Source organism: Pseudomonas sp. JQ170C, from assembly GCF_035581345.1.
Lineage (GTDB): Bacteria > Pseudomonadota > Gammaproteobacteria > Pseudomonadales > Pseudomonadaceae > Aquipseudomonas.
Genome location: NZ_CP141608.1, coordinates 5,715,690 through 5,730,773 on the forward strand (window position 1 = coordinate 5,715,690; position 15,084 = coordinate 5,730,773).

The following is a 15,084-nucleotide window of genomic DNA, read 5'->3' on the forward strand; positions in this document are numbered from 1 at the left end:
CGCTTGCCGACCGCACTGATTGATTTGATCGACTACTCTTGCTGTGCCACCCCTTCAGGCAAAGGCAAGGACGCCACATGCCCACTCCCTCTCAGGATCGCTGGCTGAGCCTGGACAGCCTGCTGACCGACCTGCTCGACGCCCAACTCATTACCCCCGCCGCAGCCCGACAATTGGGCACGCATGTGCTGGCCGAGGATGAGCATCCCCTTGAACCGATCGCCCGCCAGAACCTGCCCGACCCACGCCGTGCCGGCCAGCGCCTTGACCTGGACACCCTGTGCCAGTGGTTGGCAGAACGTGCCGAGCAACCCTATCTGTATGTAGACCCCCTGCAGCTTGACCTGAGCGCGACGGCCGAGCTGATGTCCGCTGCCTTTGCCCGACGCCATGGAATCCTGGCCGTCGCCGTCGATACCCACTGCGTCACGGTGGCCAGCGCGCAGCCCTTTGTGCGCTCCTGGGAGGTGGATCTGGCCCAGGTGCTGCGCCGTCCGATCAAGCGCGTACTGGCCAGCCCCGTGCAGATCCGCCAGTTCGGCCAGACGTTCTGCCAGCTGGCACGCTCGGTCAATGCGGCGAGCAGCAACACGGCGCGGCACGACAATGACGAAACCCATATTGTCACCATCGTCGACTGGCTGTTGCAGTACGCCTGCGACCAGCGTGCCAGTGATATCCACATTGAACCCCGGCGCGATCACGGCCAACTGCGCTTTCGCATCGACGGATTGCTGCACCCGATCTATCAGTTCCCCAGCGACGTCACGCTGGCCGTCGTCAGTCGCTTGAAAACACTGGGGCGCATGAATGTCGCCGAAAAGCGGCGCCCACAGGACGGCAGGATCAAGACCCGGCTCAGCGCCCGCAGCGAAGTCGAGCTGCGTTTGTCGACCCTGCCCACCGCCTTCGGTGAAAAACTGGTGCTGCGCATCTTCGATCCGTTCCTGTTGCAGCAGGACTTTCCCCAGTTGGGCCTGGAAGGCGACGACCTGATGCTGTGGCAGCGCTTGATAGGCCAGCGTCACGGCTTGATCCTGGTAACCGGCCCCACAGGCTCCGGCAAAACCAGCACCCTGTACGCCACCCTCAAGTACCTGGCCACACCTGAGGTCAATCTGTGTACCGTCGAAGACCCGATCGAAATGGTTGAACCGACGTTCAATCAATTGCAGGTGCACCCGGCCATCGACCTGGGGTTTGCAGAAGGGGCCCGCGCCCTGCTTCGGCAAGACCCGGACATCATCATGATCGGCGAAATACGTGACCTGGAGACGGCCCAGGTGGCGTTCCAGGCTGCGCTCACAGGTCATCTGGTGCTTTCCACCCTGCACACCAACGACGCCTGCAGCGCCATCACCCGCCTGCTGGAGTTGGGCATCGCTCCCCATCTGATCAAGGCCGGACTGATCGGGGTGATGGCCCAACGCCTGGTGCGCACGCTGTGCAATGCCTGCAAGCAGCCGCTACCCGCGCACGAGGCTGGCTATCAGGCCAGGGGCTGCAACGAATGCCGGCAAACCGGCTATCACGGCCGTACAGGTATCCATGAAGTGCTGTGCGTCAGCGCCGCGTTCGGTAGCCGTATCGGCACCGATACCGACCTGGCCGCTCTTCGTCGGCAGGCAGGTGATGATGGCCTGCGCAGCCTGCACCAGAGTGGCGCGCACAAGGTGGCGCAGGGCCTCACATCAGCGGCCGAAGTGTTACGGGTGGCGCCAGGGAACTAGAGGGTGGTGATTCGATCAAAGCGCTCAGTTCAACTCAGCTGGAGTCACCCGCAATGCGTTTCAAATTTGCAGTCGCAACCCTTGCCCTGCTGTCCCTGCCTGTCGGTTCGGCCATGGCCGATACGTTCTGGCGCAATGTCATTTCCTCCGGCGCAACCACCGCCTCCTCCTACCTGACCTCCAAGGACCACAAACTGGTCGTTGCCGCCCAGGACGATGCCGGTAGTTTTGTGGCCAGCGAAGGTGCGATCCGTGGCCCGTACCTGGAAGCGGCGATGCTGAAAGTACGCGCCGACAATCCAGGCCTGGACGTGAGTGACATGGAGTTGGCCCACGCGATTCTGGCCAAGAATGCGGTAAGCGAGTGATAAAGCATCGCGGGGCAAGCCCGCTCCTACTCAGTCTGTAGGAGCGGGCTTGCCCCGCGATCAACGATAGTCCTCCACCGGCACGCACGCACAGAACAGGTTCCGGTCACCAAACACGTTGTCGACCCGATTCACCGCCGGCCAGTATTTGTGCAAGCGCACATGGTTGCTGGGCGCAATGCCCTGAACAATGCTGTAGGGACGCTCCCATATCCCCAATACATCCGCCAGCGTATGCGGCGCATGCTTGAGCGGATTGTCTTCGGCCGGCCAATTGCCGTCCTGCACTTCACGAATTTCCGCACGAATGCACAGCATTGCTTCGACAAAGCGATCCAGTTCGGCCTTCGACTCGCTTTCGGTCGGCTCGACCATCAAGGTGCCCGGCACCGGAAACGACATGGTCGGTGCATGAAAGCCGTAGTCCATCAGCCGTTTTGCCACATCCTCTTCGGTAATTCCGGTCAGCGCCTTCAACGGTCGCAGATCAAGGATGCACTCATGGGCCACTCGCCCGTTGCGCCCGCGGTACAGCACCGGGAAAGCCCCGCCCAACTGCTCGGCCAGGTAGTTGGCCGAAAGAATCGCCACCTCGCTGGCATCCGCCAGTTGCGGGCCCATCATGGCGATGTACATCCAGCTGATCGGCAGAATGCTCGCGCTACCCCAGGGCGCGGCACTGACGGCGGTGTTCTGTGGATCGGGACCGGGAACCGGGACGACCGGATGACTGGCCACGAACGGTGCCAGGTGCGCCCGCACGCCGATCGGCCCCATGCCCGGCCCACCGCCGCCGTGGGGAATGCAAAAGGTCTTGTGCAGGTTCATGTGCGACACATCGGCGCCGATATCGGCGGGCCGGGTCAAACCCACCTGGGCATTGAGGTTGGCCCCGTCCATGTACACCTGGCCACCCTGCTTGTGGATAACTTCACAAATTTCACTGATGCCCTCTTCATACACCCCATGAGTCGACGGATAAGTCGCCATCAGACATGACAAGCGCTCACCGGCCGCCTGCACCTTGGCCTTGAGGTCGGTCAGGTCGACGTTGCCCGCTTCGTCGCACTCGACGATCACCACCTGCATGCCCGCCATCTGCGCCGAGGCCGGATTGGTACCGTGGGCCGACGAGGGAATCAGGCAGATGTCGCGCTGGGGCTGGTGACGACTGCGGTGATACTTGGCAATGGCCATCAGCCCGGCGTATTCGCCCTGGGCGCCCGAGTTGGGCTGCATGCAAATAGCATCGAAACCGGTGATCGCACACAGCCAGGCCTCAAGCTCATCGATCATGGCCTTGTAGCCCTGCACCTGCCCCGCTGGGGCAAAGGGGTGCACGCTGGCAAAGCCAGGCCAGGTAATCGGGATCATCTCGCTGCTGGCGTTGAGTTTCATGGTGCAGGAGCCCAGAGGAATCATCGACTGGTTCAGCGCCAGGTCCTTGTTCTCCAGCTGCTTGAGATAACGCAGCATCTCGGTTTCGCTGTGATGCAGATTGAACACGGGGTGGGTAAGGAACGCAGAGCGGCGCACCAGCGCGGCGGGAATGCCCTCGGGCTGTGCCAGGGCGTCGAGGCTGGCGATATCCAGGCCGTGGTCGGCGCCCAGAAAAATATCGAACAGGCGCAGCACGGTGGCTTCGTCGCAGGTTTCGTCGAGGCTGACGCCCAGGTGACCGCGCCCCAGTATGCGCACGTTGATCTGCGCCGCTTCGGCGCTTTCGATAATTGCTGTCTGGCTACCACCGACGTCCAGGGTCAAGGTGTCGAAGAAGTGTTGATTGACGCGCTTGATGCCCTTGCTCTCAAGGCCCGCGGCCAGGATGAAGGTCAGGGCATGCACCCGCTGGGCAATGCGCAGAAGGCCCTCCGGGCCGTGATAGACCGCATAGAACGCGGCAATGTTGGCCAGCAGCACTTGCGCGGTACAGATGTTGGAGTTGGCCTTTTCGCGGCGAATATGTTGCTCACGGGTTTGCAACGCCATGCGCAGCGCCACATTGCCCCGGGCATCCTTGGAGACGCCAATGATGCGTCCAGGCATGGCCCGCTTGAATTCATCACGACAGGCAAAGTAGGCCGCGTGGGGCCCACCATAGCCCATGGGGACACCAAAGCGCTGCGATGAACCGAGCACCACATCGGCGCCTTGTTCGCCGGGCGGGCTCAACATCAGCAAGCTCAGCAAGTCGGCAGCCACGCAGGCCAGGGCCTGCTGTTTGTGCAGCTGCTCCACCAACGGGCGCAGGTCGCGGATCTCGCCATGGGTATCGGGGTACTGCAGCAGTGCCCCGAACACCTGGTAGTTGCCAAGGTTATCCACGGCATCGACGACCAGCTCGAAGCCAAAGCCATCGGCGCGGGTCTGCAACACCGAGAGTGTTTGCGGGTGACAGTGTTCATCGGCAAAGAACACATTGCTTTTCGACTTGGCCATGCGCTTGGCCAGGGCCATGGCTTCGGCCGCGGCGGTGGCCTCATCGAGCAAGGAGGCATTGGCCAGGTCGAGCCCCGTGAGGTCGATGATCATTTGCTGAAAATTCAACAGCGCTTCGAGTCGGCCTTGGGCGATTTCCGGCTGATAAGGCGTGTAGGCGGTGTACCAGCCCGGGTTCTCAAGGACGTTGCGCAGGATGACTGTCGGCGTGATCGTGCCGTGGTAGCCCATGCCGATCAGGCTGGTCCACACCTGGTTCTGTTCGGCGTAGCCCCTGAGCTTGTTCAGGGCGGCCTGTTCGTCCAGGGCAGCGGGCAGGTCCAGAGGACGATTCAGGCGAATGCCCGGCGGGACGGTCTGTTCGATCAGTTCGCGACGGCTGCTCAGGCCAAGGGCCTCGAGCATGGCCTGCTGCTCCGGGGCATCAGGGCCCAGGTGGCGACGCAGGAAAGGATTGGGGTCGTGCAGTTGGCTCAGGGACGGCGACTGGGACATAGCGGCTCTCTCTTCCTAGACCAAGCCCCGACCAGTCGAGGCATATTGAGTCTAGGAAGAGATTGCCGCTTTGTGTGAAAACTATTCGCCGATGGCGGCTTTGTAGCCGGCAGCGTCGAGCAGCTTGTCCAGTTCGGCCTTGTCGCTCGGCTTGAGCTTGAAGATCCAGCTGCCATACGGATCGCTGTTCAGCGACTCAGGGCTGTCGGCCAGCGCCTCGTTCACCGCGATCACTTCGCCGCTGACCGGCGCGTAGATATCCGAGGCTGCCTTGACCGACTCGACCACGCCGGCAGCATCGCCTGCGACGAACACCTTGCCGATTTCCGCCAGTTCGACGAATACCACGTCACCCAGGGCTTCCTGGGCGTGGTCGCTGATGCCCACGGTCACGCTGCCATCGGCTTCCAGCTTGGCCCACTCGTGGCTTTCGGCAAAACGCAGGTCGGCGGGGATATTGCTCATCTTGTTGTCCTCGATAGGGTCAGCGGTAAGCCCGCCAGAATAGGTTCAGATCAGAATCTTGCCATGGCGCACGAAGGTCGGCTTGACCACCCGCACCGGGTACCACTTGCCGCGAATCTCCACCTCGGCACGATCGGCGGTTGCCATCGGCACCCGCGCCAGCGCGATCGACTTGCTCAGCGTAGGGGAGAAACTACCACTGGTGATCTCTCCTTCGCCAATACCGTTGACGCGAACCACCTGATGGGCGCGCAGTACGCCACGCTCCTCGAGCACCAGGCCGACGAGTTTCTGCTCGACGCCGTGCTCGATTTCCGCCAGCAAACCATTGCGGCCAATGAAGTCGCGACCGGCCGGCTCCCAGGCGATGCTCCAGCCAAGGTTCGAGGTCAGGGGGGTATGGGCCTGGTCAATGTCCTGGCCGTACAGGTTCATGCCCGCTTCAAGGCGCAAGGTATCGCGTGCCCCCAGGCCGCTTGGGGCGATGCCCGCGCCCACCAGGTCGTTGAAGAACGCCGGGGCCTGCAGGGCCGGCAGGATGATTTCCAGGCCGTCTTCACCGGTGTAGCCGGTGCGAGCGATAAACCAGTCACCTTCGGCACGGCCTCCAAAGGGTTTGAGGTCGCGGATCAGGGCGGAGCGCGCCGCGCTGACCAATTCGGCGACCCTGGCCCTGGCTTCGGGACCCTGAATGGCAAGAATGGCCAGTTCCGGACGCTCATGCAGCTCGACCTCGTAGCTGCCTTTGCAGGCATCGAGCCAGGCCATGTCCTGGTCGCGGGTCGAGGCGTTGACCACCAGGCGATAACCGTCATCGCAGCGGTAGACAATCATGTCGTCGATCACAAAGCCTTGCTCGTCGAGCATGGTGCTGTACAGGGCTTTGCCAGGTTCGTTCAAACGACCGACGTCGTTGGCCAGCAGATGCTGCAACCAGACTTCGGCCTGCGCGCCTTGAACATCGATCACGGTCATATGGGAAACATCGAACACCCCACAGTCACGGCGCACCTGATGGTGCTCCTCGACCTGCGAGCCATAATGCAGGGGCATGTCCCAACCGCCAAAATCGACCATCTTGGCGCCTAGCGCCAGGTGCAGGTCATAAAGAGGCGTACGCTGTCCCATGGGTTTCTCCTTCCGGGCGTGGCGAAGCTAGCGGCTGAAGGCAGCGTTGCAGCTACCTGGTCTGTAGGACCGACCGCAGCGAATGCCGCGCATTGTAGCTGCAAGCTGAAAGGCTTACACCCTTCAGCGCGTTTGACCGATGTGCCTGGCTGAACGTCGAATCAGACCGATGACCGGCAACAGGCCGACCAGGATCAGCGTCAGGGCAGGCAACGAGGCCCGCGCCCATTCGCCTTCGCTGGTCATTTCAAATACGCGCACCGCCAGTGTGTCCCAGCCGAACGGGCGCATCAGCAAGGTCGCTGGCATTTCCTTGAGCACATCGACGAACACCAGCAAGGCTGCACTCAAGGCGCCGGGTACCAGCAACGGCAGATACACCTTGAAAAACAATCTTGGGCCACTGACACCCAGGCTGCGGGAGGCCTCGGGCAGCGACGGCCGAATCCGGTCCAGGCTGTTTTCCAGCGGGCCGTAGGCCACAGCAATGAAGCGCACCAGGTACGCCAGCAACAACGCGAACAGACTGCCCAGCAGCAACGGCCTGCCTGCACCTCCCAGCCAGGTCGAGAGCGGAACGACCAAGTGGTTGTCGAGGTAACTGAACGCCAACATGATCGACACCGCCAGTACCGAGCCTGGCAGTGCATAGCCAAGGTTGGCCAGGCCGACACCGGCCCCTATGGCCGTGGTCGGCGCCTGACGCCGGGCAAAGGCCAGCACCAGCGCCACACACACCGTGATCAACGCCGCCATCGTCCCCAGGTAGAGGGTATGCAGGATCAAGGCGGCATACCGCTCATCAAGGTCAAACCGCCCCCGCTGCCAGAACCACACCAACAACTGGACAACCGGAATGACAAACGCGCAGGCAAACACCAGCAGGCACCAGCCACTGGCTGCCAGCGCCTTGATACCACGCAGGTGGTACAGCGCCTTGCCCCTTGGCCGCTCATTACTGCCACGTACCGCGCCACGGGCTCGCCGCTCGCTGTACAACACCAGCATCACCACCAACAGCAACAGACTGGCAAGTTGAGCCGCACTGGAAAGGCTGAAGAAGCCGTACCAGGTCTTGTAGATCGCGGTGGTGAAGGTGTCGAAGTTGAACACCGAGACGGCGCCGAAATCCGCCAGCGTCTCCATCAACGCCAAGGCGACACCCGCACCGATGGCCGGGCGGGCCATGGGCATTGCCACTCGCCAGAACGCTTGCAAGGGCGAGTGACCCAGCACCCGCGCAGCCTCCATCAGGCCTTTGCCCTGGGCCATGAACGCGGTGCGCGCCAGCAGGTAGACGTAGGGGTAGAACACCAGCACCAGGACAATGATCACCCCGCCGGTGGAGCGCACCCGTGGCAAGCGCAGGGGGCCGAACCACTCACGCAGCAGGGTTTGCACCGGTCCCGAAAAATCCAGCAGGCCGACAAAAACGAACGCCAGCACGTACGCGGGGATGGCAAACGGCAGCATCAGTGCCCAGTCCAGCCAGCGTCGCCCGGGGAATTCGCAGAGGCTGGTGAGCCAGGCCAGGCTCACGCCCAGCACGGTAACGCCCATGCCCACACCGACAATCAGCGTCAGGGTGTTGCCCAACAAGCGGCTCATCTGGGTGTCGAGCAGGTGCGACCAGATCTGCATGTCGATCGACTGCCAGGACAACAGCAGCACGCTCAGGGGCAGCAGCACCAGGGCAGCAATGACAAAAACCAGGGGATACCAGCGGCGTTGGGCGGGGTGAGCCAAAACAAAAATCTCGATAGTAGGAGCGGGCTTGCCCCGCGATCCCATCAGGCGGCACAAGGCCGCTCCTGCAAATACAGGAGCGGCCTCATGAAGGATAAAGCCTTGCGCTTAGTTCCAGCCAGCCCGATCCATCAAGCGAATGGCTTCAGCCTGACGCTTGCCAGCGATTTCCACCGGGATGGAGTCAGCTTTGAACGAGCCCCAGGCGGCGACCTCTTCCGATGGCTTCACTTTAGGGTTGGCCGGGAATTCCTGGTTCACATCCGCGAAGAGCTTCTGGGCTTCTTCACCGGTCATCCACTCGACCAGCTTTTTGGCAGCCTCTGGATGCGGTGCGTACTTGGTCAGGCCGATACCCGAGAGGTTGACGTGTACACCGCGGTCAGCCTGGTTAGGCCAGAACAGCTTGACGGCCAGATTCGGGTTTTCCTTGTGCAGGCGACCGTAGTAGTACGTGTTGACGATACCGACATCGCACTGGCCGGCATTGATGGCCTGCAGCAGCGCGGTGTCATCGGAGAACACATCGGTGGACAGGTTGTTGACCCAGCCCTTGATGATTTCCTCGGTTTTCTTCTCGCCGTGGGTTTCGATCAGGGTGGCGGTCAGCGACTGGTTATAAACCTTCTTCGCCGTACGCAGGCACAGGCGACCTTCCCAGTTCTTGTCGGCCAGGGCTTCATAGGTGCTCAGCTCTTCCGGTTTGACCCGCTCGGTGGAGTAGGCGATGGTCCGGGCGCGCAGGCTCAGGCCGGTCCAGTCGTGGGACGTGGCGCGGTACTGCTTGGGAATGTTGGCGTCGATGACATCGGACTTGATCGGCTGCAGGATGCCCATCTGCTCGGCCTGCCAGAGGTTACCGGCATCGACGGTGAGCAGCAGGTCGGCGGTGGCATTCTGGCCTTCAGCCTTGATGCGCTGCATCAGCGGCGCTTCCTTGTCGGTGATGAACTTCACCTTCACGCCGGTCTTGGCGGTGTAGGCGTCGAACACCGGCTTGATCAGCTCGTCGATGCGCGAGGAATACACCACCACCTCGTCCGCCGCCTGGGCTGTGCCGCCCAACAGGGTCAGAGCCAGGGCGGCCAAAACGTGCTTGCGTGGCAACATGGTGCGGTCCTCGGAGATAAATAGAGGCGCAAATGGTAGTTAATCCCATTTGCCTTCTCAACCGAACTCACCAGGGAGGAGTTACCAGATGTTACCGAAACATCAAGCGCGTGCCAGTTCCGGCAGATCACCACTCAGGCCCATGGCCTGGCGAACGAACAGCGCCTTGGCCTCGGGCAGTTGCTCGACCCATTTCAGGCCACTGTTGCGCAACCAGCGCAGCGGCAGTGGGTCGGCCTGGAACAAGCGCTCGAAACCCTCCATGGCCGCCATCAGCGCCAGGTTGTGCGGCATGCGCCGGCGCTCGTAGCGGCTCAACACACGTACATCGGCCAACCGCTCGCCGCGTTCATAGGCATGTTGCAGCTCCTCGGCCAGCACGGCGGCATCGAGAAAGCCCAGGTTGACGCCCTGCCCGGCCAGCGGGTGGATGGTGTGAGCGGCATCGCCGATCAGGGCCAAGCCTTCGGCCACATAACGCTTGGCATGACGCTGGCGCAACGGCACACAGACCCGAGGGTCGGCCTGCAGCACCGCGCCGAGTCGGCCTTCAAAGGCGCGCTCAAGCTCGGCACAGAAGGCGTCGTCTGGCAGGCTCATCAGGTGCTCGGCCTGCTCCGGCGTGGTCGACCAGACAATCGAGCACCAGTCTTGCTGGCCATCGCGCAGCAGCGGCAGGAAGGCCAGCGGACCGTCATCGGTGAAACGCTGCCAGGCCGTCGCCTGGTGCGGTTTGGCGCAGCGCACGCTGGTGACGATGGCGTGATGCAGGTAATCCCACTCGCGGGTTTCGCAACCGGTCAGGCGGCGCACTGCAGAGTTGGCGCCATCAGCAGCAATCACCAGGGGTGCACGCAAGGTGCGGCCATCGGCGAGTGTCAGCAGCCAGTCGTCACCCGAACGGCGCATCTGTTCCAGTCGCGCGTTGGCCAGCAGGCCGATTTCGCTGTCGTGCAGGCGCTCGAGCAACGCATCCTGCACCACGCGGTTCTCGACAATGTGCCCCAGTACGTCGGCGTGCACACTGGCGGCTGAGAAGTGGATCTGGCCGGTGCCGCTGCCATCCCAGACACGCATGTCCGAGTAAGGGCTCAAACGTCGATCGCTGACGCCCTGCCAGGCGCCCACCCGTTCGAGGATGCGCTGGCTGGCCATCGACAAGGCGCTGACGCGCGGCTCGAAGGCAGACTGGTCATCGAAGGGTTTGATCGACAGCGGGCTGCCATCGAGCAGGAGTATGTCCAGGCCGCTGTGCTGCAATGCCAGGGCCAGGGCGCTGCCGACCATACCGGCACCGACAATCAACAGATCTGCGCGCATTTCCATGCCTTAAGCCTGTCTCGCTTGCGGCTTGAGCCGCACATAAAGGGTTTTGTCGACCCGTGCCACCAGCTCGCCGGCAGCATCTCGGATATCGACCTGAAGTCGTGGCAGGTATTTCTTGCCGCCTGCGGTGTGCTCGCGAATATCACTCAGCAAGGCGTCATCTATGTGTAGGTCGGCAAAAACCGGGCCTTTGCCCGGTGAAATGAAGTCGATGCTGGCGGCCTTGTCCCAGACGATGTATTCGCGGCCCAGCAGCTCCATCAGCATCAGCATGTAGAACGGATCGACCATTGAATACAGGCTGCCGCCGAACTGGGTATGGACATAGTTGCGGTTGAACCAGTGCAGGCCCATGCGCACCTTCACCTGGTGCAGGTCAGGGCTGATGCTCAGCACGCGGATACCGGCACCGATGTATGGCGGGTAGAAATTCAGCCGCCAGCGCAGCAGGCGCGCACGCCGTGCCAGTTTTCGCGAGTCGCTCATACTCAGCTCCGCGGGTCCGGACGGGTTCCTAGGCCCATGGCCTGACGGGCGAACCAGCGCTTGGCCGGCGGCAACAGATCCAGGCCCAGCAGCCCCAGGTTACGTCCGGCAGCCACCAACGGCTGCGCGCTGCCAAACAACCGGGTAACGCGGTCGGAGAAGCCCACCGTCAGGTCCTGATCCAGGCGCTGACGCTCGCGGTAGGCCTGCAGGGTGGCGAAATCGCCGGGGACCGCCGGGCCTGCCAGCAGCCCTTCGGCCAGTGACTGCACATCGCGCAGCGACAGATTGAATCCTTGCCCGGCGATCGGGTGCAGGCTGTGAGCAGCATTGCCCAGCACGACCAGGTGCGAGCGCACCTGTTCCTGCGCTTCAACCAATGACAAGGGGTACAGATGCCGCGCACCGACCTGACGCAACGTGCCCAGGCGATAACCGAACACGCCCTGCAACTCGGACAAGAAGCTGCGTTCGTCCAGCTCGGCCAGGCGCTTTGCGTCCATGCCGGCGCGGGTCCAGACCAGCGCACAGCGGTTTTCCGGCAACGGCAGAAGGGCCATCGGGCCTTCATCGGTGAAGCGCTCGAACGCCTGCCCGCAATGGGCTTCGCTCGGGGTGATATTGGCGATCAGCGCGCTCTGGTTATACGGCCGCTGGCTGACATGAATGCCCAGTTGTTCACGCAGCCCCGAACGGCCGCCATCGGCCAGGACGGCCAGGTCGCACTCAACGGTGGTGTCATCATCGAGCGACAGCCGATAGCCGTCTTCGAGGGCCTGCATCGCGGTGACTTGCGCCGGGCAGCGCCAGCTGACCACGTCGGCATCAAGGCCTTTCCACAAGCATTGGCCGAGCCAGGCGTTTTCCACCACATAGCCCAGGGCCGGGACGCCCTCCTCCAGCGCATCCAGGCGCGTGGCGCCGAAGCGACCGCGGTCGGAAACCTGGATCTGCCGAATAGGCTCGGCGCGTCGGCTGATCTGCTGCCAAAGCCCCAAGCGCTCGTAGATCTGGCGGGTACCAAAGGACAACGCCGAGGAACGTGCGTCATAACTTGGCTGATAGGTATCGCCCGGCGCGAAGGGCTCGATCAGCAGAATGCTCCAGCCACGCGCCTTGGCGCCGGCCTGCAAGGCAAGGGCCAGGCTGGCGCCAACCAGGCCACCACCGATAATTGCCAGGTTCACCCGGCTCATGCCGCGACACTGCGCGCTGCAGCCATCACGGCTTCGATTTCGGCGACCGTTTTCGGCACGCCGGAGGTCAGGATTTCACAGCCCTGCTTGGTTACCACTACGTCATCCTCGATACGTACACCAATGCCACGCCATTTCTTTGCGACGCTCTGGTTGTCGGCACCGATGTAGATACCCGGTTCCACGGTCAGGGCCATGCCCGACTCAAGCACGCGCCACTGGCCACCCACCTTGTATTCGCCGACATCGTGTACATCCATGCCCAGCCAGTGCCCGGCGCGGTGCATATAAAAGGCCCGGTAGGCCTCGCTCTCGATCAGTTCCTCGACCTTACCCTTGAGCAGGCCAAGCTCCACCAACCCTTCGGTAATCACCTGCACGGTTGCCTCATGGGCATGGTTCCAGTGCTTGCCTGGAGCGATCACCGCAAAGGCTGCCTCCTGGGCCTTGAGCACCAGCTCATAGATTGCCTTTTGTTCCGGCGAAAACCGGCCGCTGACCGGGAAAGTGCGCGTAATGTCACTGGCGTAGCAATCAATCTCGCACCCGGCGTCAATCAGCACCAGGTCGCCCTCTTTGAGCAGTGCATCGTTCTCCTGGTAGTGAAGGATGCAGCTGTTGCGCCCGGCAGCAACGATCGAGCCGTAGGCCGGCATCTTCGCCCCGCCCTTGCGGAACTCGTAGTCCAGTTCGGCTTCCAGGCTGTACTCGCGCAAACCCGCGCGGCAGGCCTGCATGGCCCGCACATGGGCGCGCGCGGAAATCTCGGCGGCCTCGCGCATCACTTTCACTTCTGCTGCCGATTTATACAGGCGCATGTCGTGAAGCAGATGATCCAGGGCAACGAATTCTTTCGGCGGCTGGGCTCCGAGGCGGGCCTTGGAGCGGATCACGTTGATCCACTCCATCAGGTGCCGATCGAACTCGGGATTGCTGCCCATGGCCGAATAGACCCGGTCGCGGCCTTCGATCAGGCCGGGCAGGATGTCGTCGATATCGGTAATGGGAAAGGCGTCGTCGGCGCCGAAGTCGCGGATCGCGCCTTCCTGGCCGGCGCGCAGGCCATCCCAGAGCTCGCGCTCCGGGTTGCGCTCGCGGCAGAACAGCACAAATTCGCCGTGCTCCCGGCCGGGGATCAGGGCAATCACCGCCTCGGGCTCGGGAAAGCCGCTCAGGTACTGGAAGTCGCTGTCCTGTCGATACACATGCTCAACGTCACGGTTGCGAATGGCAACCGCGGCGGCAGGCAATATGGCAATGCTGTTGGGCTCCATCTGCGCCATCAGCGCCTTGCGTCGACGGGCGTATTCCGACTTGGGGATATGGCTCATGGGCAGGTGGGTCCCTCTATAGAATCAATGCAGCGAAGGTTTGGCGGCAGGCTCGACTGGCTTGGCCAGCTCCGTGTACAGCAGCAGCGGAGCGACGCGCAGGTATTCCATGACTTCCATATAGTCGTTTTCGCCGTCTTCGGATTCTTCCAGGGCGTCTTGCACCTGAGAAATGGCGACCAGGTCCTGCAGCACTTCCTTCGCTTCGGTGCTCAGCTCCTTGCCGCCGGCGTTCAGGCCGAAACCGGAAATGAACCCCTGGCACCATTGACCCAGCGCGGCAGCGCGGTCGGTCAGGGGCAGATCGTCACCGGGCAACAACAGCACGACGGTGATATCGTCGCTGGTGAGTTCGCCCTTGACCATTTCCTGCAGCCCGATCAAAGCGTTACGAACGTTGTCAGAAGGTTCGACCTCGAGCAGCTGTGCGGCGTCAGCCAACCAGCCCTCAGCATCGAAGCCAGCGCCGGCACAGCTGCGCCCGAGCAACAGCCCGTGCAGTTCGGCAGGGGAAACAGGATGCCCATTGCTGTTGAGCAAGGTGGCGAAGGCGGTGTACGGCGAATTGGTATTGGGCATGGGCAACTAGGCGCCAGACGGCGCAATGACTAGAATGAAGACCTTGTATCCTAGCACCGGCAGGCGCGCCAAGACCATCGACGCGGCCAACTCGGGGCAGGCCGGGGCATAATCCGGGCAACCACCCGCCAGACCGAATCGAGTGGCAACCAATGCAAGAGAACGATCTGCAAACGCTGATGGGCCGATTCGAGCTGCTGATTGAGCGAGTCGAGCAACTAAAACGGCAAAATGCACTCCTATTAGCTCAGGAAAAGTCCTGGCGCGAGGAGCGCGCCCACCTCATCGAAAAAAACGAAATCGCCCGGCGTAAGGTCGAATCGATGATTTCGCGGCTCAAGGCCCTGGAGCAAGACTCATGAGTTCAAGCAATAGCGTCACCGTTCAGATCCTCGACAAAGAGTATTCGATCATCTGTCCGCCCGAAGAGCGCAGCAACCTGGTCAGTGCTGCCCGCTACCTCGATGGCAAGATGCGCGAGATCCGCAGCAGCGGCAAAGTGATCGGCGCCGACCGTATCGCCGTGATGGCGGCGTTGAACATTACCCACGACCTGCTGCACAACCAGGAACGCCCGGAAGTACCCGCCGGTGGCGCGACCCGTGAACAGGTGCGTGACCTGCTCGATCGTGTCGACCAGGCGCTGGCCGACGATGCGGATACAAAAACCAGTTGAGTTTCAGTA

General features: G+C 62.4%; 14 protein-coding genes. 4 read left to right on the forward strand and 10 right to left on the reverse strand.

Annotated elements, in window-relative coordinates; genetic code table 11:
- Window positions 1-77: 77 nt before the first annotated feature.
- Window positions 78-1,730, forward strand: coding sequence for a GspE/PulE family protein (locus tag U9R80_RS26115; protein WP_301838722.1), 1,653 nt, complete (start codon window positions 78-80; stop codon window positions 1,728-1,730).
- A 53-nt stretch (window positions 1,731-1,783) separates the two neighbouring features.
- A complete protein-coding gene (locus U9R80_RS26120; protein ID WP_301838723.1) occupies window positions 1,784-2,098 on the forward strand; it encodes a DUF2388 domain-containing protein in 315 nt (104 codons plus the stop codon).
- Window positions 2,099-2,158: 60 nt separating this feature from the next.
- Here U9R80_RS26120 and gcvP read toward each other — a convergent pair whose 3' ends face one another.
- From gcvP to U9R80_RS26170, 10 genes are all read right to left on the reverse strand, one after another.
- Window positions 2,159-5,032 (reverse strand): aminomethyl-transferring glycine dehydrogenase, encoded by a 2,874-nt coding sequence (gcvP, locus tag U9R80_RS26125; protein WP_301838725.1) that lies wholly within the window; start codon window positions 5,030-5,032, stop codon window positions 2,159-2,161.
- Between the two features lie 81 nt (window positions 5,033-5,113).
- On the reverse strand, window positions 5,114-5,497 hold the full coding sequence (gene gcvH / locus U9R80_RS26130; protein ID WP_301838726.1) for a glycine cleavage system protein GcvH: 384 nt from the start codon (window positions 5,495-5,497) through the stop codon (window positions 5,114-5,116).
- Between the two features lie 45 nt (window positions 5,498-5,542).
- Window positions 5,543-6,625, reverse strand: a complete 1,083-nt coding sequence (gene gcvT, locus U9R80_RS26135; RefSeq protein ID WP_301838727.1) for a glycine cleavage system aminomethyltransferase GcvT — start codon at window positions 6,623-6,625, stop codon at window positions 5,543-5,545.
- A gap of 123 nt (window positions 6,626-6,748) precedes the next feature.
- Complete coding sequence (locus U9R80_RS26140) at window positions 6,749-8,371, reverse strand: ABC transporter permease (protein ID WP_301838728.1); 1,623 nt, start codon at window positions 8,369-8,371, stop codon at window positions 6,749-6,751.
- A 108-nt stretch (window positions 8,372-8,479) separates the two neighbouring features.
- Window positions 8,480-9,481, reverse strand: a complete 1,002-nt coding sequence (locus U9R80_RS26145) for an extracellular solute-binding protein (protein WP_301838729.1) — start codon at window positions 9,479-9,481, stop codon at window positions 8,480-8,482.
- Between the two features lie 102 nt (window positions 9,482-9,583).
- Entirely contained in the window at window positions 9,584-10,801 is a 1,218-nt protein-coding gene (locus U9R80_RS26150) for a 2-octaprenyl-3-methyl-6-methoxy-1,4-benzoquinol hydroxylase (protein ID WP_301839172.1), read from the reverse strand.
- A gap of 9 nt (window positions 10,802-10,810) precedes the next feature.
- Entirely contained in the window at window positions 10,811-11,293 is a 483-nt protein-coding gene (locus tag U9R80_RS26155) for a DUF4442 domain-containing protein (RefSeq protein WP_301838732.1), read from the reverse strand.
- A 2-nt stretch (window positions 11,294-11,295) separates the two neighbouring features.
- Complete coding sequence (gene ubiH, locus U9R80_RS26160) at window positions 11,296-12,489, reverse strand: 2-octaprenyl-6-methoxyphenyl hydroxylase (protein WP_301838733.1); 1,194 nt, start codon at window positions 12,487-12,489, stop codon at window positions 11,296-11,298.
- Window positions 12,486-13,820 carry a Xaa-Pro aminopeptidase gene (gene pepP / locus U9R80_RS26165; protein ID WP_301838734.1) on the reverse strand — a complete coding sequence of 445 codons (1,335 nt, stop codon included), beginning with the start codon at window positions 13,818-13,820 and terminating at the stop codon, window positions 12,486-12,488. Before pepP ends, ubiH begins: the two co-directional genes overlap by 4 nt.
- A 24-nt stretch (window positions 13,821-13,844) precedes the next feature.
- Window positions 13,845-14,399: a YecA/YgfB family protein gene (locus U9R80_RS26170; protein WP_301838735.1), complete on the reverse strand. Its 555-nt coding sequence runs from the start codon at window positions 14,397-14,399 to the stop codon at window positions 13,845-13,847.
- 152 nt (window positions 14,400-14,551) lie between these two features.
- On the opposite strand from U9R80_RS26170, the gene U9R80_RS26175 reads away from it, so the two are divergent.
- Complete coding sequence (locus U9R80_RS26175; protein WP_028942368.1) at window positions 14,552-14,761, forward strand: TIGR02449 family protein; 210 nt, start codon at window positions 14,552-14,554, stop codon at window positions 14,759-14,761.
- Window positions 14,758-15,075, forward strand: a complete 318-nt coding sequence (locus tag U9R80_RS26180; RefSeq protein WP_301838737.1) for a cell division protein ZapA — start codon at window positions 14,758-14,760, stop codon at window positions 15,073-15,075. The genes U9R80_RS26175 and U9R80_RS26180 overlap by 4 nt, the downstream gene beginning before the upstream one ends.
- The last annotated feature ends 9 nt before the right edge of the window (window positions 15,076-15,084 follow it).